Here is a 19,309-nt window from a genome sequence, read left to right on the forward strand (position 1 = left end):
CGCTCTTGAGGGGCGCGGGGAACTGCGCGACCAGCCCCCGCCCACCCGCAGCCGAACGACCGCTCGCCCCTACGCCCAGAGCTGGCCCTGGAGGGTTTCGATGGCTTCTTCTGTGGTCGCGGCGGTGTAGACGCCCGTCGACAGGTACTTCCAACCGCCGTCGGCGACGACGAAGACGATGTCGGCGGACTCCCCGGCGGCGAGCGCCTTCTTGCCGACGCCGATCGCGGCGTGCAGCGCGGCCCCGGTGGAGACGCCCGCGAAGATGCCCTCCTGCTGGAGGAGCTCACGGGTGCGGGTGACCGCGTCGGCGGAGCCGACCGAGAAGCGGGAGGTGAGGACCGACGCGTCGTACAGCTCGGGAACGAACCCCTCGTCCAGGTTGCGCAGGCCGTACACGAGGTCGTCGTAGCGCGGCTCCGCGGCGACGATCTTCACGTCCGGCTTGTTCTCCCGGAGGTAGCGGCCGACGCCCATCAGGGTGCCCGTCGTGCCGAGGCCGGCGACGAAGTGCGTGATGGAGGGGAGGTCCGCCAGGATTTCGGGCCCCGTCGTCGCGTAGTGGGCGCCCGCGTTGTCGGGGTTCCCGTACTGGTAGAGCATCACCCATTCGGGGTGCTCGGCGGACAGTTCCTTCGCGACGCGCACGGCGGTGTTGGAACCGCCGGCCGCGGGGCTGGAGATGATCTCCGCGCCCCACATGGCCAGCAGGTCCCGCCGCTCCTGAGAGGTGTTCTCCGGCATCACGCACACCATGCGGTAGCCCTTGAGCTTCGCCGCCATGGCCAGCGAGATGCCGGTGTTCCCGCTCGTCGGCTCCAGGATCGTGCAGCCCGGCGTCAACCGGCCGTCCTTCTCCGCCTGTTCGACCATGTGGAGGGCCGGGCGGTCCTTGACCGAGCCCGTCGGGTTGCGGTCCTCCAGCTTCGCCCAGATCCGGACGTCGGCGGACGGCGAAAGGCGTGGCAGGCGCACCAGAGGGGTGTTGCCCACCGCGGCGAGCGGGGAGTCGTAGCGCATCAGCGATCAGCAGCCGATCAGACCATGCCGCCGGCCACGGCCGGCAGGATCGTCACGTTGTCGCCGTCGGTGAGCTTGGTGTTGATGCCGTCGAGGAAGCGGACGTCCTCGTCGTTCAGGTACACGTTGACGAAGCGGCGCAGCTGGCCGTCGTCGACGATCCGGGCCTGGATGCCCGCGTGCCGGGTCTCGAGGTCGGCGAAGAGCTCGGCGAGGGTCGCGCCGCCGCCCTCGACGGCCTTCTCGCCGCCGGTGTAGGTGCGGAGGATGGTGGGGATGCGGACCTCGATGGCCATGGTTGCGGGCTCCTGTCGGAAGGAAAAGTCAGGTCGGTGGGCGCGCGGCGGCGCGGATATGGCAGGGGGACACCGGAGGCGGCCCCGCGGAGCCGTGGCTCACGGCCATACGGCGGCAGGGTTCAGCGCGTACAGATGGCGCTCTGCAGCCTGCACAGGTCGACGTGCAGCCGCGCCACGAGCAGCATGCCCGGCGTCTTGTCGCTCACGTCCTGGGAAACCATGGGCTCATCGTATCGATTCCCCGTCCGGGTCCCGGAGTGTGATCTCAGATGGTGGATGAATTCTGCCCGAAGTCCGGGATCGGGGCGGAGCAGGAGCAGGATCGGAGCGGAGCCGGAGCAAAGGATCGGAGCGGCGTCGGGGCGCGGTCGGGGCGGCGTCAGTACGCGTCCACGACCGTGACCTCCTCCTCCGTCACCTCTCCCTCGACGATCCGGTACGAGCGGAACTGGAAGGGACCCGCGTCGTCCGCGTCCGCCGTCGAGACGAGGACGTAGTGCGCGCCGGGCTCGTTGGCGTACGAGATGTCGGTGCGGGAGGGGTATGCCTCGGTCGCCGTGTGGGAGTGGTAGATGATCACCGGCTCCTCGTCGCGGTCGTCCATCTCGCGGTACAGCTTCAGCAGGTCGCCGGAGTCGAACTCGTAGAACGTGGGCGAGCGAGCGGCGTTGAGCATCGGGATGAAGCGCTCGGGGCGGCCCGAGCCCGCCGGGCCCGCGACGACGCCGCACGCCTCGTCGGGGTGGTCCTGGCGCGCGTGCGCGACGATCTGGTCGACGAGGGCCTGGGTGATGGTCAGCATGTCGGTCAGGATAAGCAGAAGGGCCGCCCTGTACCGAGGGGTGGTACGGAGCGGCCCACATGCTGAACCGGGAAGGTCAGCCGACCTTCTCGAACGCCGGCTCGCGGCGCTCGGTGACCTGGGGGTTGCGTGCCTTGAGCACCCACCAGCCGATGGCCAGGGCCGCGGCCCAGCCGGCCATCACGTACAGGCAGACGCGGGAGTCGGCGTCGTAGGCGATGAGGCCCGTGACGAAGAGCAGGAAGACGACCGCGATCCAGCTGCACTTCGCTCCGCCCGGGGCCGGGAAGGAGGAGGCGGGCAGGCGTCCGGCGTCGACCGCGCGGCGGTAGAGGATGTGGCTGACCAGGATCATCAGCCAGGTCCAGATGCCGGCGGCGGTGGCCACGGAGGTGACGTAGCCGAAGGCCTTCTCCGGGACGACGTAGTTCAGGATCACGCCGATGCCCATGAAGAGCATGGAGACGGTGATGCCGATCGCCGGGGTCTTGGTCGAGGAGAGCCTGCTGAAGACCTTGGGGGCCTCGCCGTTGTCCGCCAGGGTGCGCAGCATGCGGCCCGTGGAGTACATGCCGGAGTTGCAGGAGGACAGGGCGGCGGTCAGGACCACGAAGTTGACGATGCCGGCGCCGGCCGGGATGCCGATCTTCGCGAAGGCCTCGACGAAGGGGCTGACGCCCGGGGCGAACTCCGTCCACTTCACGACGCAGAGGATGACCGTGAGCGCGCCGACGTAGAAGAGCGCGATGCGCCACGGGAGGGTGTTGATCGCCTTGGGGAGGGTCTTCTCCGGGTCCTCGGACTCGCCCGCCGTGACGCCGACGAGCTCGACGGCGAGGTAGGCGAACATGACGCCCTGGAGGGTCATCAGGGACGAGCCGATGCCCTTGGGGAAGAAGCCGTCGAACTGCCAGAGGTTGGCGACGGAGGCCGTGTCACCGGCCGAGCTGAAGCCGAAGGTGAGGACGCCGAGGCCGATCACGATCATGCCGATCAGGGCGGTGACCTTGACCATCGAGAACCAGAACTCGATCTCTCCGAAGAGCTTCACCGAGATCAGGTTCGCCACGAAGAGGACGATCAGGAAGACCAGCGCCGTCACCCATTGGGGGATGGACGGGAACCAGTAGTGGACGTAGATCGCGGCGGCGGTGAGTTCCGCCATGCCGGTGACCACCCACATCAGCCAGTACGTCCAGCCGGTGAAGTAGCCGAAGAACGGGCCGAGGAACTCGCGGGAGTACTCCGCGAAGGAGCCCGAGACCGGGCGGTACAGGAGCAGCTCGCCGAGCGCCCGCATGATGAAGAAGATGATCACGCCCGCGAGGGCGTACATGAAGATGAGGCTGGGCCCCGCCTTGGCGATGTTCGCCCCGGCGCCCAGGAAGAGGCCGACGCCGATCGCGCCGCCGATCGCGATCATCTGGACCTGGCGACTGCCGAGCCCGCGCTCGTACCCCTCTTCGGGGGCGTCGCCGCCCACGGCCTCACTGCCGGTACGCGGCTCGTCGGTCTTGTCGACCTGCGATGAGGTCATGTGTGGTGCGCCTTTCTCCATGCCGGTCCGAGCCAGTCCCTTGGCTTCGGATCGGGTTCCGATCCCCCCGGATGTGATGGAGCTGTGCCTGGCCGGCGGTCGCCGGCTCGGTGGCGCACCCGACCGGACATGGGTGGTGTCCTGTCGGGCGGTCGTGAAGATTTATCACGGCCGCAACATGGGCAGCTTTCGGGTGATGTAAGGCATGCCACAGGGAGAAGCGGACAAACAGCACTCGGGTGTGCATACCAGGCCAGGACGGTGACGGGATCGTTATCCGGATCTGAGCGTCCTCTGAGCGAACACCGATTGAACCCTGAACCAACCCCTGATCAGGGCATCTCGGCGCCCGATCAGTGCATCAGCGTCTCGACGAGCGTCTCCTGGAGACCGCCCAGCCACAGGTACGCCATCACCATCGGCTTGCGCGGGTCCTCGTCCGGGAGGCGGTAGAGGAGGTCGGTGTCCTCCTCGTCGACGACGTCGAGCCGGGCCCCGATCGCCAGGCGCAGGTCGTTGAGGGCGCGCAGCCACTGCTCGGACTCCCCGGGGGAGAGCTTGAGGACCGCGCCGCCGTCGCCCGCCGTGGTGAGGGCGTCCAGCGAGCGGATCACCGCGAGGGCGTTCTCGCGCTTGCCGGCGCGCAGGTCGTTCTCGGTGAAGCGGCGGAACTCGGAGGAGTACGCCCGCTGCTCCTCCGCCTGTTCCGGCGAGGACGCCTCGACGTCGGGGCCGCTGTAGGCGTCCGGGAAGAGGCGCTGGAGCACGGGGTCGGAGGGCGGCTCGCTGGGGCCCTCAGCGAACAGTTCGGCGAGCGGGTCGTCGGGGGCGTTCTCCGCGGGGCCGGGACCGATGAGCTCCAGGAGCTGTACGGCGAGGGAGCGGATGATGGAGATCTCGACCTCGTCGAGCGCGACGGCCGCGCCGCCGCCGGGGAGCGGTTCGAAGTGTCCTGGCATGGAGTGAGTTCGCTACTTCCGGTCCTGCTCGCGGTTTACAGGGAGGGCTCGGGCTGCTGCCGGTCCGACGGCCGCCGGTCCGACGACTTCCGGTCCCGCTACTTCCGGTCCTGCTGAAGGGTGGCCCACAGACCGTAGCCGTGCATGGCCTGTACGTCGCGCTCCATCTCCTCGCGCGTGCCGCTGGAGACGACCGCCCGGCCCTTGTGATGGACGTCGAGCATGAGCTTGGTGGCCTTGTCCTTCGTGTAGCCGAAGTACGTCTGGAAGACATACGTCACATAGCTCATGAGGTTGACCGGGTCGTTGTGCACGATGGTGACCCAGGGGACGTCGGGCTCGGGTACGGCGAAGACCTCCTCCGCCGACTCGGTCTTTTCGATCTCTAGGGGTGCGGGAGCGGTCACACGGCCCATGCTGCCACCAGAGAGGGGGGCCCGCACAAATGGACCCCCGGAATACAACGGGATACAACCGGAATACAGCGACCTCCGTAAATCGTCAGAGTGACGAGATGGGGGTACCATCCAGGCTTATGAACACAGCGGACCTTGGGCTGCCGGTGGACGTTCCCTCGACGGCGCTCTTCACGGACCAGTACGAGCTGACGATGCTGCAGGCCGCACTGGCCGCGGGGACCGCCGAGCGACGCTCGGTCTTCGAGGTCTTCACGCGGCGGCTGCCGGAGGGGCGGCGCTACGGCGTCGTCGCGGGCACCGGGCGGGTTCTCGACGCCGTCGAGAACTTCCGCTTCGACGCCGACGTCCTCGGCTTCCTGCGCGAGAACGCCATCGTGGACGAGCCGACCCTGGAGTGGCTCGCCTCGTACCGATTCGGCGGGGACATCTGGGGCTATCCCGAGGGCGAGGTGTACTTCCCGGGCTCGCCGATCCTGCGGGTCGAGGGGTCCTTCGCGGAGTGCGTGCTCCTGGAGACGGTGATCCTCTCCATCCTCAACCACGACTCGGCCATCGCGGCCGCCGCCTCCCGGATGACCTCCGCCGCCGGGGGCCGGCCGCTGATCGAGATGGGCGCCCGGCGGACGCACGAGCTGGCCGCGGTGGCGGCGGCGCGGGCCGCGTACATCGGGGGCTTCACGACCACCTCCGACCTGGCCGCGGGCTTCCGCTACGGCATCCCGACCGTCGGCACCTCCGCACACGCCTTCACCCTGCTCCACGACCGGGAGCGGGACGCCTTCCAGGCCCAGGTGAACTCGCTGGGCCGGGGGACGACGCTGCTCGTGGACACGTACGACGTCGCGGAGGCGGTACGGATGGCGGTCGAGGTCGCCGGGCCTGAGCTCGGGGCCGTACGGATCGACTCCGGGGACCTGCTGCTGGTCGCGTACCGGGTGCGGCAGCAACTGGACGAGCTGGGCGCGAGGGACACGCGCATCATCGTGACCTCGGACCTGGACGAGTACGCGATCGCCTCGCTGGCGGCGGCGCCCGTCGACGCGTACGGCGTCGGTACGCAGCTGGTGACGGGTTCCGGCCATCCCACCTGCTCGATGGTCTACAAGCTGGTCGCCCGCGCCGAGTCGGCGGACCTGAAGGCTCCGCTGGAGCCCGTGGCCAAGAGGTCCACCGGCGGCAAGACCTCGATCGGCGGGCGCAAGTGGGCCGCGCGCCGGCTCGACGAGCGGGGGGTCGCCGAGGCCGAGGTGATCGGCACCGGGGCGGTCCCCGGGACGCTCGCCGACCGACAACTGCTGGTGGAGCTCGTCAAGGGCGGGCAGGTCCTGTCCCGCGAGCCCCTCGACGTCGTACGCGACCGGCACGCGGCCTCCCGCGCCAACCTGCCGTTGTCGGCGACACAGCTCTCGCGCGGGGAACCGGTCATTCCGACGGAATACATCTGATACGGCCCCCGCGATGTGCGCGGGGTGCGCCGGAGCGCGCGCGGGCGGCGCTCCGGCCGGCTCCGGCCACCCTTGGGCAAACACGAATGAACGGGCGGTCAGCGGGAATGCAACGGCAACACGCACATCGCACCGGCCGCCACAACGGGCCGTAACCGAATGCCCCCTCCCGCGCCGCACGTGAAGTCTCTAGGCTCGGCTCCACAGGCCGGTCCCGCACACCCCCTGCCACATTCACCAACCCCATAGTCGACACAGTCGAAGGACACCGACCATGCGCCGCGCCTTGATCGTCGTAGACGTGCAGAACGACTTCTGCGAGGGGGGCAGCCTCGCGGTGGCCGGAGGCGCCGATGTGGCCGCCGCCATCACGGAGCTGATCGGGCAGGCGCCCGCCGGCTACCGGCATGTCGTCGCCACGCGTGACCTCCACATCGCTCCCGGTGGCCACTTCGCCGACAACCCCGACTTCGTCCACTCCTGGCCCGCGCACTGTGTGGCCGGCACGGAGGGGGTCGGGTTCCACCCGAACTTCGCTCCGGCGGTCGCCTCCGGCGCGGTCGACGCCGTCTTCGACAAGGGCGCGTACGCGGCGGCGTACAGCGGTTTCGAGGGCGCCGACGAGAACGGGGTCGCGCTGGGTGACTGGCTGCGCGCCCGCGAGATCGACGAGGTGGACGTGGTCGGCATCGCCACCGACCACTGCGTCCGCGCCACCGCCCTGGACTCCGTCCGCAACGGCTTCCGCACCCAGGTCCTCCTGGACCTCACGGCCGGAGTCTCCGAGGAAACCACCGACCGCGCCCTCGAAGAACTCCGAGAAGCAGGCGTGGACCTGACAGGAAAGCCGGTCGTCTAGCCGTCCTGGCCGACCCCGCTGTCGGACCGCCCGCTGTCGGACCGCCCGTCGGCGTGGTGGACAGTCCCGGCGCGGACGCCGGGGGCACCCCGCAGCGCCGCTCCCGGTCCCCGCGCGGCAGGGGACCGCCGGGTGCCTACGTCCGTGCCGCCGAGCCGTCGCCGGTCACGCCTGGGGTGCCGGGCGTCTCAGGAGGGATTTGAACGGGCGCCACAGTTCCTGGGTCAGGTCGGGGCCCTGGACGCCGCCGTCCGGGGTGGTGCGCCATATGAGGCCGTCGGGGTGATGCAGGACGGCGGTGATCTCGTCGGGGGTGGGCGGGGCCGCGTTCCCGCGGAGGTAGACGGCGCGCAGGCCGAGGTTGCGCAGGCGCGTCAGGGCGCGGGCACGGTTCTGGGCCAGGACCAGAAAGCGCACGGAGCCGGGGCCCGGGCCCGCCGGGCTGGGCAGGTTCAGCGCCACTACCACGCTGCCGTTCGGCAGCTTGCAAAAACCTCCTGCGGCCATGCAGTCACACCCCCGTGCGCGCCGGTGTCAATAAGAAATCCACAGGACGCACCTAAACACGATCGGCGGCAACCCGCCAGGGGGTCGCCGCCGATATGCTTCTGACCTGCGAAAATGCCGGTTACTTCACCGCGGGGCCCACTTCGAGCGAGATCGTCGACCCGTCACGGGCCTCCTTGACGATCTTGATCTTGGTGTTGGTGTCAGTGATCTTGACACCCGCGGTCGGGGCCGTCGTGTCGTAGTAGGTGCTGGTGTGGTCGTTGAAGACCGGCACCCCCGGCTTCGACGGGATCTTCGTCGCCACGTCCGCGTTGTGCAGCGTCAGACCGTCCGTGCGGTACAGGCTGAACGGCGAGTCGTACGACTGGATCCGGCTGCGCATCAGCGTGCCGTCGGACCACTTCAGCGCGGTGGAGTGCGAGTCGACCGGCAGGATCAGCCCGGAGCCCGCGTGCGCGCTGACGTTGTTGTCCTTCTGCGAGGTGTCCCACTTCCAGATCAACAGGCCGTTCTGGTACGGGTAGTGCTCCACCCAGGACGGACGCGTCGTCGAGAAGCCGAAGTTGTACGGACCGGTCTTGAGGGTCTTGTCGTACGAGACGTACTGACGGTTCTCCGCGATGTAGTACTGCGGGTAGTCGTCGGTGAAGGACGCGCCGACGCGGGAGAAGCCGGCGGCGGTCCACGCGGCGTCCGCGGTCTCGGCGTTGTCCGAGAAGAGCGCCAAACCGTCCGCGGTCACGGAGATCTCGTCGGCCGCGAAGCCCTTCAGCGCCACGCCGCCGTCGCTCTGGTAGCGGAACCGCAGGCCGATCTTCTGGCCCGCGTAGGCGTCGAGCGGGAACGACAGCTTCTTGTACGCGTCCACCGTGCCGGTCAGCGCGGGCTTGCCACTGCCGTCGCGCGGGATCGGCTGCCCGTCCACCGTGCCGTCGATCGCGGTCCAGTTGGCGCCGCCGTCGGTGGAGACCTCGGTGTACAGGTAGTCGTAGTCGGCCTCGATGTCGTACCAGCCGTCGAGCGTGAGGGCGGCCGACGACTTGCCGGTGAGGTCGACAGAACGCGTCAGCGTGTTCTTGAGGTCGTTGCCGCTGCCGCTCCACCACTGGGTCGAGCCCTGCGCCGGGGCGACGATCTCGGTGGTGACCGCCTTGTCCGGCAGCGAGACCACGAGGGCCTGCTTGTTCTTGGTGTTGTACTCGGCGACACCCAGCTTGTGCTTCGACTTCGTCGCGGCCTTGGCCGTGTCGTAGTTCAGCCAGCCGAGCTGCAGCTTGTCCCAGGCGTTCATGTCGCCGGGCAGGTCACCGATGGCGTTCTTGCCGGTGCCGAGCCAGGAACCGGAGGACATCAGGGTCCAGAAGCCCGTGGAGTTCTCGGCCGAGTTGGTGGTGTCGTACTCGTCCGGCAGACCGAGGTCGTGGCCGTACTCGTGCGCGTAGACGCCGAGTCCGCCGTTCTCCGGCTGGATGGTGTAGTCGCCGACCCAGATGCCGGTGTCGCCGATCGCGGCGCCGCCCAGCTTGTTGCCGGCCGGACCCGTGGCGCCCGCGTCGGTGCCGAACGCGTACCAGCGGTGCGCCCAGATCGCGTCCTCGCCCTGCGCGCCTCCGCCCGCGGACTCGTCCTCACCGGCGTGCACGATCTGGAAGTGGTCGATGTAGCCGTCGGGCTCGTTGAAGTTGCCGTCGCCGTCGTAGTCGTAGCGGTCCCACTGGTCGTACTTGGCCAGGTCCGCCTTGATGTCCGCGTCGGACCTGCCGGCCGCCTTCTGGTCGGCGACCCAGGCGGTGACACCGTCCTGGACCGCGTACCAGGCGCCCGTGGACGCCTTGTTGGAGCCGTAACGGGCCTCGTTGTAGGGGACCTTGACCCAGTCGGTGACCTCGCCGTCGACCGAGTAGCGGCCCGAGGACTGCTTCTCGTAGTACTTCTTCAGCGACTCGGTGTTCTTGCCGGTGCCGAAGTAGAGGTCCTGGAAGTGCGCCTGGTTGTAGTCCGCCTGCCAGGCCGTGCTGTTGTCCTGGGTGCGGTCGGGCGCGGCTATCTGGTTGTGCAGCGGGCCCACGGTGCCGCCGTAGCGGCTGTCGACCTGGTCGCCGAACTCGACCAGGATCGTGAAGATCTTGTCGGTCTTCTCGCGGCCGAGCTCGACGTACTTGTTCTTGCCCTTGAGCTTGACGACCTGCGAACCGTTCCGGTCCTGGACCTTCGCGTCCCCGGATATGACCTGGTTCAGGGCCTCTTCGCGCTGTGCTTCCTGGGTCTTGCTGAGCGGGCCGTCGAGGTCGTGTTCGGCCTCGTTGCCGGCCGGCTGGGGCTCGTGGCGGTTCGCGCTCGCCGAGGCCGCCGCCGATGCCGCATCATCTGCCTGCGCAACGGCGAACGTCGAGAACGTGGCGGTGGCCGCCGCGAGGGCGACACCCACCGCGGCCGCTCTGAACGTCCATGGTCTGCTGGTCACTTGAAGTCCTCCCCTGCGTTCCGTTCGCGCGGATGGGGGGATCCCGGGGTGATGGAGGTCCGCGCGCGTATACGCGTGTCAAGTGACGACATTCGACCGGAGTTACCAAAGAAAAGACAGATCTTGACTTGAACCTGGCAACTGCACTATGCGGAGCGGCAGTTCGGTATCCGAACCGTGGTCGGCCCCTTCAACGGGCGCGTCCGTCCGTCCACTTGGTGGACGCGATGACTCCGTGCGCCCCCTGTGCTCCGGCACCGTGGGTAAGGTCACGCTTACCGGACGTTCCGCTCGGGCATGCAGGCGAATAGAGTCGATTGGCGGAACGTTGGAATGTCAACGGATTGACAAGTCGACACCGTTGTCGTCCCACGATTCGCAGCCCCACCCTGACCGGCGGCCCCACTCCCGTTGTCGATCGTCCCGGTCGCCGTCCGGTCCCGTTGTTGTCCGCATCCTCCCCCATCGCGAGAGGCACGGGGGGAGAACCCCCACCCCGAGGAATCGCCATGCCTCGTCCGACCGCCGCACAGCTCGCCTACGGTTCCTGCACCGTGATCTTCTCGACCCTCGCCATGCTGCTGCTGTCTCAGACGAGTTCGGGCCTGGGGATCGCGGTGATCACCCTCTCGGCACTCGCTCTCGGACTGCTCGTCGCCGTAACGGTTCCGCTGCCGAAGCGCGTGCGTTCCGGCTCCCTGGCCGCCGTACCGGCTCCCGCACCGGCCCCCGTTCAGGAGCGGGTGCCCGCACAGCGCGAGACCGCGTCCGTCGCCGCGTCCTTGTCGTCCGTGTCGTCCGTGTCGTCGGCGTCCGTCTCCGCCGTACGCGAACCGGCGGGCCCGTGATTCCACGAACCCGCCGCTCTCCCGATCAGCCGTCTCCTCGTGGAGTGCGGCTGATCGCGTATGTCAGCCCGTGCTGACCACCACCGTCTTGGCCGCCTTGTCGTGCAGGCCCTGCTTGTAGGGCTTGTCGAAGTAGCTCCAACCGCCCGCGATCGCGGTCCAGATGCACGCGCAGCAGAACGCGAACGGGATCCACAGCACCAGCGAGCGGACCAGCGTGGTCTGCACGGAGGGCGTGGCGCCGTTGTCGAGATTGGCCACCCTCAGGTTGAACAGCTTCTTGCCGAGGGTCTGCCCCGACCTGCTGATCATGATGGTGTCGTAGCCGACGTAGAGCACCGCGGCGATCACGGACTGCCCGAAGCCCTTGCTGTACTCGATCTTGTCGGCGTTCATGTTGTACTCCATGACCCCGAACGCCCAGGACAGCAGCCACACCACGATGCCCACCAGGATCATGTCGATGATCCTCGCCACCGTGCGTTTGCCGCTGTCGGCGAGCGGGGGCATGCCAGCCAGCGGGTCGCCGCCGTAGGGGCCGCCGGGGCCGTACGGGGAGCCCTGGGGCGGTGTGGGCGGCGCAGGGCCGTCGTAGGGGGAGCCGCCGCCCTCGGCGGGCGGGGGGTGCTTCTTGAACGGATCCTCGTCCGGTGGCTGACCCGAACCCGGGGGCGGCGGTTCGCTGCTCATGGCCCGAGTCGACCGCGAACCCCGCCACCGCGCATCCGGCGAGCGGCCGTCCGGGGGACCGGGCTCCCGGACGGCCGCGCCGCCGCCCGAGGATCAGGTCACCACGACGGCGTACGGGCGGCTACGCGGCCACGAAGGTGTGGGCCGCCTTGTCGTGCCAGCACTGGCGCCAGGGCTTGTCGAACAGGCACCACAAGACGCCGACGACACCGATGACGAGGACGCCGGGGACCGCGTACACGAGCCAGCGGCGCAGGGCCCGCCCGAAGGACGGGGGTTCGTGGCCCTCGATGTCCCGGACCTCGATGCCGCACACCTTCTTGCCGAGGGTGCGGCCCCATTTGGCGGTGGGCAGCGCGTCGTAGAGGACGCCGAAGAGGAGCAGGACGGCCAGGACGATCCCGAGGTAGCCGGTGGTCGTGCCGTCGAGCAGCCACACCGTGACGGTCTGGCCGGACCGCTTGGCCGCGTCGACCTTCTCGTTGATGTGGTCGATCGCCTTGGTGCCCAGCGGTACGGCGGCCACGGCGGTGACGGTCGCCAGGACCGCGGTGTCCACGATCCGGGCCAGCAGCCGCCTGCCGAGGCTCGCCGGGCGTGCCTCGGACTGTCTGCGGGCGGCGGCCTGGAACACGTCGTCCACCGGCGGCTTCCACGGCACGACGGGCTGCCCGTCGGCCCCCTGGTCACCCGCGAGCTGGTGCACCTGCTGGGCCCAGGACGGCTGTCCCCCACCGGGGCCACTGGTGAGGGGCGTGGCGGCGGGGCCGGTGGACTGCTGGGGCACGGAGGAAGTGGAGGGGGCGGAGTGGGTGGAGGGTGCGGGGGTGACCGGCTGCCGCGGGGCGGCGGACTGGGCCGACTGGGCCGCCGCCTCCGCCGCGGCCTGGGCGGCCTGCCCGGCGCCGAAGCCTCCCCCGGCCCCGGCCGGGCCGCCCGCCGCGGGCGTGTCCGCCCCCGGTGCGCCGGTGGCCGGAGCCGTGCCCCCGGCCTGCGCCCCGCGCTGCGGCCCCGTGCGCGGGGCGGACGGGCGGAAGATCATGGTGCCCTCGGACGGGGCGGGTTCCGCGGCGCCGTCGGGGTGATCGGTGCCGGCGAACTGCGCGCCGCTCGCCGGGGCCGCGGACGCGCCCTCGGCGCCGGTGGCCCGCGTCGGTCCCGTCGGGCGACGGAACACCACGGTGCCGCCGGACGCGGGAGGTTGCGCGGCGCCGCCCCGGTCCGCGGGCGGGATCGTCGCCGTGCCGTCGGCGCGGGCGGACTCACCGTCCGGCTGGACGACCGCGTCACCCGGGTCGGCCGTCGGGGGCGCGCCCCAGGACACCCGGCGGTCCGGCTCGCCGCCGAAGCCGGACTGCTGGGAGCGGTCGGCGCCCCACGCGGCCGCGGGCTGGGGCCTGTTGCCGTGCTGCGCCTCGGCCGGGCTCACCCGGCGCGGCTCGGCGGCGGGTCGCGGGTCCTCGTCGAAGAAGTGCGGGCCGGTCTCCTCGGCGGGGGCCGGAGCGGGCGCGGGAACGGAGGCCGTCGGCCGGGTACCGGACGGCGGCGTGAGCGGTACGCCGTCGGAGGGCGCGGGACGGCTCGTACCCGGTACCCAGGAGGCACCGTTCCAGTACCGGACATATCCAGGAATGGAGGGGTCCGGGTAATACCCTTCACGGGGCCGGTCGTCACCGGGGGCCGGGGTTGGGGCGCTCATGTCCGTCGTCCCGTATCTGCTCGGGGGTTTTTGGGGGTTCCACATCTATCAGACGGGCGCGCCTGTCAGCGGCGCTCCCGCCGTACCCACCTCTTTCGGGCAAGGTTCCGCCACAAGCGGTCGCCGCCCGGAACACGGCCTCGGAACGCCCGCCAAAAAACTTCTTCGAACCCGCGTAATGGTTCCGCGTGATCGCGCTCTCCACTCGTACGGGCCCGCCCTGAGGGCCCCGTACCCGAAAGGAAGCGCATCGACATGCACACCGTGGTGGAACGCGAACTCGAGCTCAACCTCGTCCTGTCGCCCGAACGCAGCATCCCCGTACCGGCCCGGCTCACCTACCGCTCCGCCGACCCGTACGCCGTCCACATCACCTTCCACATCGGCTCCGACCATCCCGTCGGCTGGACCTTCGCCCGTGAACTGCTCGTCGAGGGGGTGTTCAGGCCGTGCGGGCACGGCGACGTACGAGTGTGGCCGACGAAGGTCGCGGGCCGCAGCGTCGTCCTGATGGCGCTCAGCTCCCCGGACGGGGACGCCCTCCTCGAGGCGCCCACCGCGCAGGTGTCCGCCTGGCTGGAGCGCACCCTGCAAGCGGTCCCGCCCGGCTTCGAGGCCGATGAGCTCGGCATCGACGAGGGCCTCGCCGAGTTGCTGGCCCCGACCCCGGCCGACGACCTGTGGCTGCGCGACCCGTGGCCGTCGGACGAGTCGAAGGACGGCGAGTGAACCCGTTCGCGTCCCTGTTTCCGATACCGGCCCGGTGCGCGCTGACCGGGCCCGCGTCGCGCGGTGGCCTAGAGCACCTTGCCCGGGTTCAGGATGCCCAGGGGGTCGAAGGCGGCCTTGATGCCGCGCTGCATCTCCACGCCCACCGGTCCGAGCTCGCGGGCCAGCCACTCCTTCTTCAGGACTCCGACGCCGTGTTCGCCCGTGATGGTGCCGCCGAGTTCCAGACCGAGGGCCATGATCTCGTCGAAGGACTCGCGGGCGCGCCGCGACTCGTCGGGATCGTCGGCGTCGAAGCAGACGGTGGGGTGGGTGTTGCCGTCGCCCGCGTGCGCGCAGACACCGATGGTCAGGGAGTACTTCTCGGCGACGCGCTCGATGCCTTCGAGCATGTCGCCGAGCCGGGAGCGCGGCACGCACACGTCGTCGATCATCGTGGTGCCCTTGACCGCTTCGAGCGCGGTGAGCGACAACCGCCGTGCCTGGAGGAGCAGTTCGGATTCCGCCGCGTCCTCCGCGGGGACCACCTGCGTCGCGCCCGCGGCCTCGCACAGGGCGCCGATTGCGGCCAGGTCGGCGGCCGGGTCGTGGGTGTCGAAGGCGGCGAGGAGAAGCGCCTCGGTGGTCTCCGGGAGGCCCATGTGGGCCAGGTCGTTGACGGCCTTGACCGTCGTACGGTCCATGAGTTCGAGGAGGGAGGGAACGTGCCCGCCCTCCATGATCCGGACCACGGCGTCGCAGGCGGCCCGCGCCGACCCGAACTCCGCCGCCAGCACCAACTGCTGGGGCGGCCGCGGCTTGAGCGCCAGGATCGCCCGTACGACGATGCCGAGCGAGCCCTCGGATCCGACGAAGAGGCGGGTGAGGTCGTACCCGGCGACCCCCTTCGCCGTACGGCGGCCGGTGGACATGAGCCGTCCGTCGGCCAGCACCACGTCGAGGCCGAGGACGTACTCGGCCGTCACCCCGTACTTCACACAGCACAGGCCGCCGGAGGCCGTGCCGATGTTCCCGCCGATCGTGCACATCTCCCAGCTGGAGGGGTCCGGCGGGTAGTACAGACCGTGTTCGTTCACGGCGCGGGAGAGGGTGGCGTTGATGACGCCGGGTTCCACGACGGCGATCCGGTCGACCGGGTTGATCTCCAGGATGCGGTCCATCTTCACCAGCGACAGCACGATGCAGCCGTCGGAGGCGTTGGCGGCGCCGGACAGGCCGGTGCGGGCGCCCTGCGGGACGACCGGGACACGCAGCTCGGTCGCGATCCGCATGACGTGCTGGACCTGTTCGACGGTACGGGGCAGGACGACGACGGCGGGGGTGCCCGCCTCGCAGAAGCTCGCCATGTCGTTCGCGTACGAGGCCGTGACGTCCGGGTCGATGAGGACGGCCTCGGCCGGCAGGCCGCTCAGCAGGCGGTCCACGAGGTTGCCGGTGACTTCGTCGCGCGGGGCTTCGATACGGCTCATGATCACAGCGTCGCACTCGGGGCCATCGGTGTGAACCCCATCCGCGCGGGGCTTGGCGTGCCGGGGTGTGGTCTTCGTATTGACGCACAGTGAGCGGCATGGAGATCGAAGAGCGACAGCCGGTGCTCACGGGGCTCGCGCCCCAGGGGCCCTCCGGGCGGCGTCCCTCCGTCGCCAAGCACGTGCTGATCGGCCTGGTGGCGGGGTCTGTCGTCCTCGGCGGGATGCTGGTGCTGCTGCCCTCGCAGCGGCGGACCGCGGCACCGCCGTCGTCGGGTCCGGCGGCGCGGGCGGCGACGGCGGTGGGCGCCGGGGTGCCCGCCGCGCTGCCCGATCTGGTGGCGCTCATCGGCGACCACGAGGCCCATCTGCGCACCCATCCGCGCGACGAGCTGTCGTGGGCGGTGCTCGGCGCGGCGTATGTGGAGCAGGGGCGGCGGACGGCCACACCCGCGTACTTCCCGAAGGCCGAGCAGGCGCTGCGCACGTCGCTGGAGACGAAGCCGAAGGGGAACCTGACGGCGCTGGAGGGGCTGGCCGCGCTCGCCAACGCCCGCAACGACTTCCGGACCGGGCGGAAGTGGGCCGAGGAGGCGCTGAAGCTGGCGCCGAAGCGGTGGACGGCGTATCCGCTGCTGATCGACTCCTGCAGCGGCCTCGGTGACTACAAGGCGAGCCGCGGCGCGCTGGAGAAGCTCCAGGGGCTGCACCACGGGCCGCCGGTGCTGGCCGAGGCCGCCCAGGTGTACTGGGACCGCGGCTGGCGCGAGGACGCGGTGGCCTCCCTCGCGGACGCGGCGGCGGGCGCCACCGCTCCGGCCGAGCGGGCGACGTGGCTGGCGCAGACGGGCCGGCTCGCCTGGGAGCGCGGGGACCGCGAGGAGTCGCTGCGCTACTACGAGGCCGCGCTGAGCATCGCCCCCGACCAGCACGGCGCGCTCGCCGGACAGGGACGTGCGCTGGCGGCACTCGGGCGCAGCGCGGAGGCGCTGCGTGCGTACCAGACAGCGCTCGCCCAGGAGCCCGATCCGCGGTACGCGCTGGAGCTGGGCGAGCTGTACGAGACGCTGGGGGTGCGCGACGCGGCACAGACGCAGTACGCCCTGCTGCGGGAGCGGGTGCGCACCGACGCCGCGGCCGGTGTCGACGACGAACTGGTCCTCGGGCTGTTCGAGGCGGACCACGGCGATCCGGAGGACGCGGTGCGCCGGCTGCGCGAGGAGTGGGCGCGCCAGCCCGGGGTCGCCGTCGCGGACGCGCTGGGGTGGGCGCTGCACCGGGCGGAGGAGGACGAGGAGGCGCTGAAGTTCGCGACGCAGGCGACGGACAAGACGAAGGGCGGCGGCGTCCGCAGCGCGCTGTACGTCTACCACCGGGGGCAGATCGAACGCGAGCTGGGCCTGCTCGCGCCTGCGCGCCGCCACATCGCGGAGTCCCTCCAGATCAACCCGTACTTCTCCCCCGTCCTCGCCCCCCAGGCCCGGCACGACCTGGCCGCCCTCGGCGAGCCGCCCGCGGAGCCGCCGCCCGAGCCCAAGGACGAGACCCCGGCGGAACCGGAGGGCGCGGCGGGGCCGCCGGGCACTGCCGTGAACCCGGCGAACCCGGCGAACCCGGCGGCCCCGCGGGCGACCCGTCGACCCAGGCCACACGCATCGGCACCGGCCGCGGCACCGGCACCGGCACCGCGGCGCACGGCGTCACGCTGACCGCTGACCGCTGACCGCTGACAGATAACCGCCGGCAGATAGCCGCTGACAGACATCGGCTGACAGATGACGGCTGACAGATATCCGCAAATGATTCCTACAGGTTGCCGCGCTTCTCCTGCTCCCGCTCGATCGCCTCGAAGAGCGCCTTGAAGTTGCCCTTGCCGAAGCCCATCGAGCCGTGCCGCTCGATGATCTCGAAGAAGACGGTCGGCCGGTCCTGGACCGGCTTGGTGAAGATCTGGAGCAGATAGCCGTCCTCGTCGCGGTCGGCGAGGATCTTGAGCTCGCGCAGGGTGTCGACGGGGACCCGGGTGTCGCCGACCCACTCGCCGAGGGTGTCGTAGTACGAGTCGGGCGTGTCCAGGAACTGGACCCCGGCCGCGCGCATGGTGCGTACGGTCTGCACGATGTCGTTGGTGTTCAGCGCGATGTGCTGGACGCCCGCGCCGCCGTAGAACTCCAGGTACTCGTCGATCTGGGACTTCTTCTTGGCGATGGCGGGCTCGTTGATCGGGAACTTGACCTTGAGCGTGCCGTCGGCGACGACCTTCGACATCAGCGCGCTGTACTCGGTCGCGATGTCGTCGCCCACGAACTCCTTCATGTTCGTGAAGCCCATGACCTTGTTGTAGAAGCCGACCCATTCGTTCATGCGGCCGAGTTCGACGTTGCCGACGCAGTGGTCGATGGCCTGGAAGGTGCGGTGGGCGGGCGGTTCGACGATCGGGGCGGCGGCCGTGAACCCGGGGAGGTACGGGCCGTCGTAGCCGGAGCGGTCGACGAGGGTGTGGCGGGTCTCGCCGTACGTGGCGATCGCGGCGAGGACGACCGTGCCGTGCTCGTCCTTGAGTTCGTAGGGCTCGGCGAGCGGGCGGGCGCCGTGCTCGACGGCGTACGCGAACGCGGCGCGCGCGTCCGGGACCTCGATGGCGAGGTCGACGACCCCGTCGCCGTGCGCGGCCACGTGCTCGGCCAGGAAGTGGCCCCAGGTGGTGGTGGGCTTGATGACGGAGGTGAGGACGAAGCGTGCCGAGCCGTTCTCGAGGACGTACGACGCCGTCTCGCGACTGCCGTTCTCCGGTCCGGAGTAGGCGACCAGCCGCATGCCGAAGGCCGTGGAGTAGTAGTGCGCGGCCTGCTTGGCGTTGCCGACGGCGAAGACGACCGCGTCCATTCCCTTGACCGGGAAGGGGTCTGCCTGCCGGGCGGTGTCGGGAGTGAGGTGTGTGGTCTGCGTCATGGCCGCAGACTCTCTCCGTTCCACAAGGTGCGCAATAGTTTGCGGGATAGCTGGACAATGTGCTCAGCAAAACGTCCATGCGAGCGGGCGTTCTGTACATGATGACCACCCGGGAGGGCGGCATGGCGATCGATCACCTGGACGGGCGGCTCATCGTGCTGTTGGCCGAGGAGCCGCGCATCGGCGTGCTGGAGATGTCCCGGCGGCTCGGGGTCGCACGCGGCACCGTGCAGGCCCGGCTTGACCGCCTTCAATCGAATGGAGTCATCCGGGGATTCGGTCCGCAGGTGGATCCGGCCGCACTCGGCTACCCCGTCACGGCCTTCGCGACGCTGCAGATCAGGCAGGGACAAGGCACCGACGTACGGGCACACTTGGCGACCGTCCCCGAGGTGCTGGAGCTGCACACGACCACCGGCAGCGGCGACATGCTGTGTCGCCTGGTGGCCCGCTCGAACGCCGATCTCCAACGTGTGATCGACCGGGTCGTCGGTTTTGATGGCATCGTCCGGGCCTCCACGGCGATCGTCATGGAGAACCCCGTTCCGTTGCGGATCATCCCGCTGGTGGAGCAGGCGGCGACCGAGCACTGACCGACGACCGGGGAG

Annotated in this window: 19 protein-coding genes; 6 read left to right on the top strand and 13 right to left on the bottom strand. The window is 70.2% G+C overall.

Going from position 1 to position 19,309, the window contains the following annotated elements:
• Positions 1-69: 69 nt before the first annotated feature.
• The 7 genes from KVT44_RS09655 to clpS all read right to left on the bottom strand — a co-directional run bounded on the left by KVT44_RS09655 (position 70) and on the right by clpS (position 5,033).
• Positions 70-1,020, bottom strand: coding sequence for a PLP-dependent cysteine synthase family protein (locus KVT44_RS09655; protein WP_099922426.1), 951 nt, complete (start codon positions 1,018-1,020; stop codon positions 70-72).
• 17 nt (positions 1,021-1,037) lie between these two features.
• On the bottom strand, positions 1,038-1,316 hold the full coding sequence (locus KVT44_RS09660) for a MoaD/ThiS family protein (protein ID WP_054229696.1): 279 nt from the start codon (positions 1,314-1,316) through the stop codon (positions 1,038-1,040).
• Between the two features lie 122 nt (positions 1,317-1,438).
• On the bottom strand, positions 1,439-1,540 hold the full coding sequence (locus KVT44_RS61010) for a putative leader peptide (protein WP_312638615.1): 102 nt from the start codon (positions 1,538-1,540) through the stop codon (positions 1,439-1,441).
• A gap of 158 nt (positions 1,541-1,698) precedes the next feature.
• The gene (locus KVT44_RS09665; RefSeq protein WP_095854396.1) at positions 1,699-2,121 is read right to left on the bottom strand and encodes a Mov34/MPN/PAD-1 family protein; all 423 of its coding nucleotides are present in this window, start codon (positions 2,119-2,121) and stop codon (positions 1,699-1,701) included.
• A 76-nt stretch (positions 2,122-2,197) separates the two neighbouring features.
• Positions 2,198-3,658, bottom strand: a complete 1,461-nt coding sequence (locus KVT44_RS09670) for an amino acid permease (protein ID WP_099922425.1) — start codon at positions 3,656-3,658, stop codon at positions 2,198-2,200.
• A 353-nt stretch (positions 3,659-4,011) separates the two neighbouring features.
• A complete protein-coding gene (locus tag KVT44_RS09675) occupies positions 4,012-4,617 on the bottom strand; it encodes a DUF2017 domain-containing protein (protein ID WP_054229693.1) in 606 nt (201 codons plus the stop codon).
• A 98-nt stretch (positions 4,618-4,715) separates the two neighbouring features.
• Positions 4,716-5,033, bottom strand: a complete 318-nt coding sequence (gene clpS, locus KVT44_RS09680; RefSeq protein WP_054229692.1) for an ATP-dependent Clp protease adapter ClpS — start codon at positions 5,031-5,033, stop codon at positions 4,716-4,718.
• A gap of 119 nt (positions 5,034-5,152) precedes the next feature.
• Here clpS and KVT44_RS09685 point away from each other — a divergent pair, with 119 nt between their 5' ends.
• Positions 5,153-6,481 (top strand): nicotinate phosphoribosyltransferase, encoded by a 1,329-nt coding sequence (locus tag KVT44_RS09685; protein ID WP_217566699.1) that lies wholly within the window; start codon positions 5,153-5,155, stop codon positions 6,479-6,481.
• Positions 6,482-6,755: 274 nt separating this feature from the next.
• Positions 6,756-7,340: an isochorismatase family protein gene (locus KVT44_RS09690; protein ID WP_054229690.1), complete on the top strand. Its 585-nt coding sequence runs from the start codon at positions 6,756-6,758 to the stop codon at positions 7,338-7,340.
• Positions 7,341-7,505: 165 nt separating this feature from the next.
• Here the strand turns inward: KVT44_RS09690 and KVT44_RS09695 are convergent, their stop codons facing one another.
• Together KVT44_RS09695 and KVT44_RS09700 are read right to left on the bottom strand one after the other, a co-directional pair.
• Entirely contained in the window at positions 7,506-7,847 is a 342-nt protein-coding gene (locus tag KVT44_RS09695) for a hypothetical protein (RefSeq protein WP_075029092.1), read from the bottom strand.
• 121 nt (positions 7,848-7,968) lie between these two features.
• Entirely contained in the window at positions 7,969-10,314 is a 2,346-nt protein-coding gene (locus KVT44_RS09700; protein ID WP_217566700.1) for an immune inhibitor A domain-containing protein, read from the bottom strand.
• Between the two features lie 509 nt (positions 10,315-10,823).
• Between KVT44_RS09700 and KVT44_RS09705 the strand changes: the two genes are divergently transcribed.
• Positions 10,824-11,162 carry a hypothetical protein gene (locus KVT44_RS09705; RefSeq protein ID WP_190173092.1) on the top strand — a complete coding sequence of 113 codons (339 nt, stop codon included), beginning with the start codon at positions 10,824-10,826 and terminating at the stop codon, positions 11,160-11,162.
• A 63-nt stretch (positions 11,163-11,225) separates the two neighbouring features.
• On the opposite strand, the gene KVT44_RS09710 is transcribed toward KVT44_RS09705, so the two are convergent.
• A complete protein-coding gene (locus tag KVT44_RS09710) occupies positions 11,226-11,852 on the bottom strand; it encodes an RDD family protein (RefSeq protein WP_217566701.1) in 627 nt (208 codons plus the stop codon).
• 121 nt (positions 11,853-11,973) lie between these two features.
• Entirely contained in the window at positions 11,974-13,551 is a 1,578-nt protein-coding gene (locus KVT44_RS09715; RefSeq protein ID WP_217566702.1) for an RDD family protein, read from the bottom strand.
• 255 nt (positions 13,552-13,806) lie between these two features.
• Between KVT44_RS09715 and KVT44_RS09720 the strand changes: the two genes are divergently transcribed.
• Positions 13,807-14,280: an SsgA family sporulation/cell division regulator gene (locus KVT44_RS09720; RefSeq protein ID WP_099922418.1), complete on the top strand. Its 474-nt coding sequence runs from the start codon at positions 13,807-13,809 to the stop codon at positions 14,278-14,280.
• A gap of 68 nt (positions 14,281-14,348) precedes the next feature.
• On the opposite strand, the gene KVT44_RS09725 is transcribed toward KVT44_RS09720, so the two are convergent.
• Positions 14,349-15,755, bottom strand: coding sequence for an FAD-binding oxidoreductase (locus KVT44_RS09725; protein ID WP_217566703.1), 1,407 nt, complete (start codon positions 15,753-15,755; stop codon positions 14,349-14,351).
• 92 nt (positions 15,756-15,847) lie between these two features.
• On the opposite strand from KVT44_RS09725, the gene KVT44_RS09730 reads away from it, so the two are divergent.
• A complete protein-coding gene (locus KVT44_RS09730; RefSeq protein ID WP_217566704.1) occupies positions 15,848-17,458 on the top strand; it encodes a tetratricopeptide repeat protein in 1,611 nt (536 codons plus the stop codon).
• A gap of 97 nt (positions 17,459-17,555) precedes the next feature.
• Here KVT44_RS09730 and hppD read toward each other — a convergent pair whose 3' ends face one another.
• The gene (gene hppD / locus KVT44_RS09735; RefSeq protein ID WP_190173087.1) at positions 17,556-18,701 is read right to left on the bottom strand and encodes a 4-hydroxyphenylpyruvate dioxygenase; all 1,146 of its coding nucleotides are present in this window, start codon (positions 18,699-18,701) and stop codon (positions 17,556-17,558) included.
• Between the two features lie 122 nt (positions 18,702-18,823).
• Here hppD and KVT44_RS09740 point away from each other — a divergent pair, with 122 nt between their 5' ends.
• Positions 18,824-19,294, top strand: a complete 471-nt coding sequence (locus tag KVT44_RS09740) for an Lrp/AsnC family transcriptional regulator (RefSeq protein WP_054229681.1) — start codon at positions 18,824-18,826, stop codon at positions 19,292-19,294.
• Positions 19,295-19,309 lie beyond the last annotated feature (15 nt).

The organism is Streptomyces sp. GbtcB7, from assembly GCF_019091445.1.
Taxonomy (GTDB): Bacteria; Actinomycetota; Actinomycetes; order Streptomycetales; family Streptomycetaceae; genus Streptomyces; species Streptomyces mirabilis.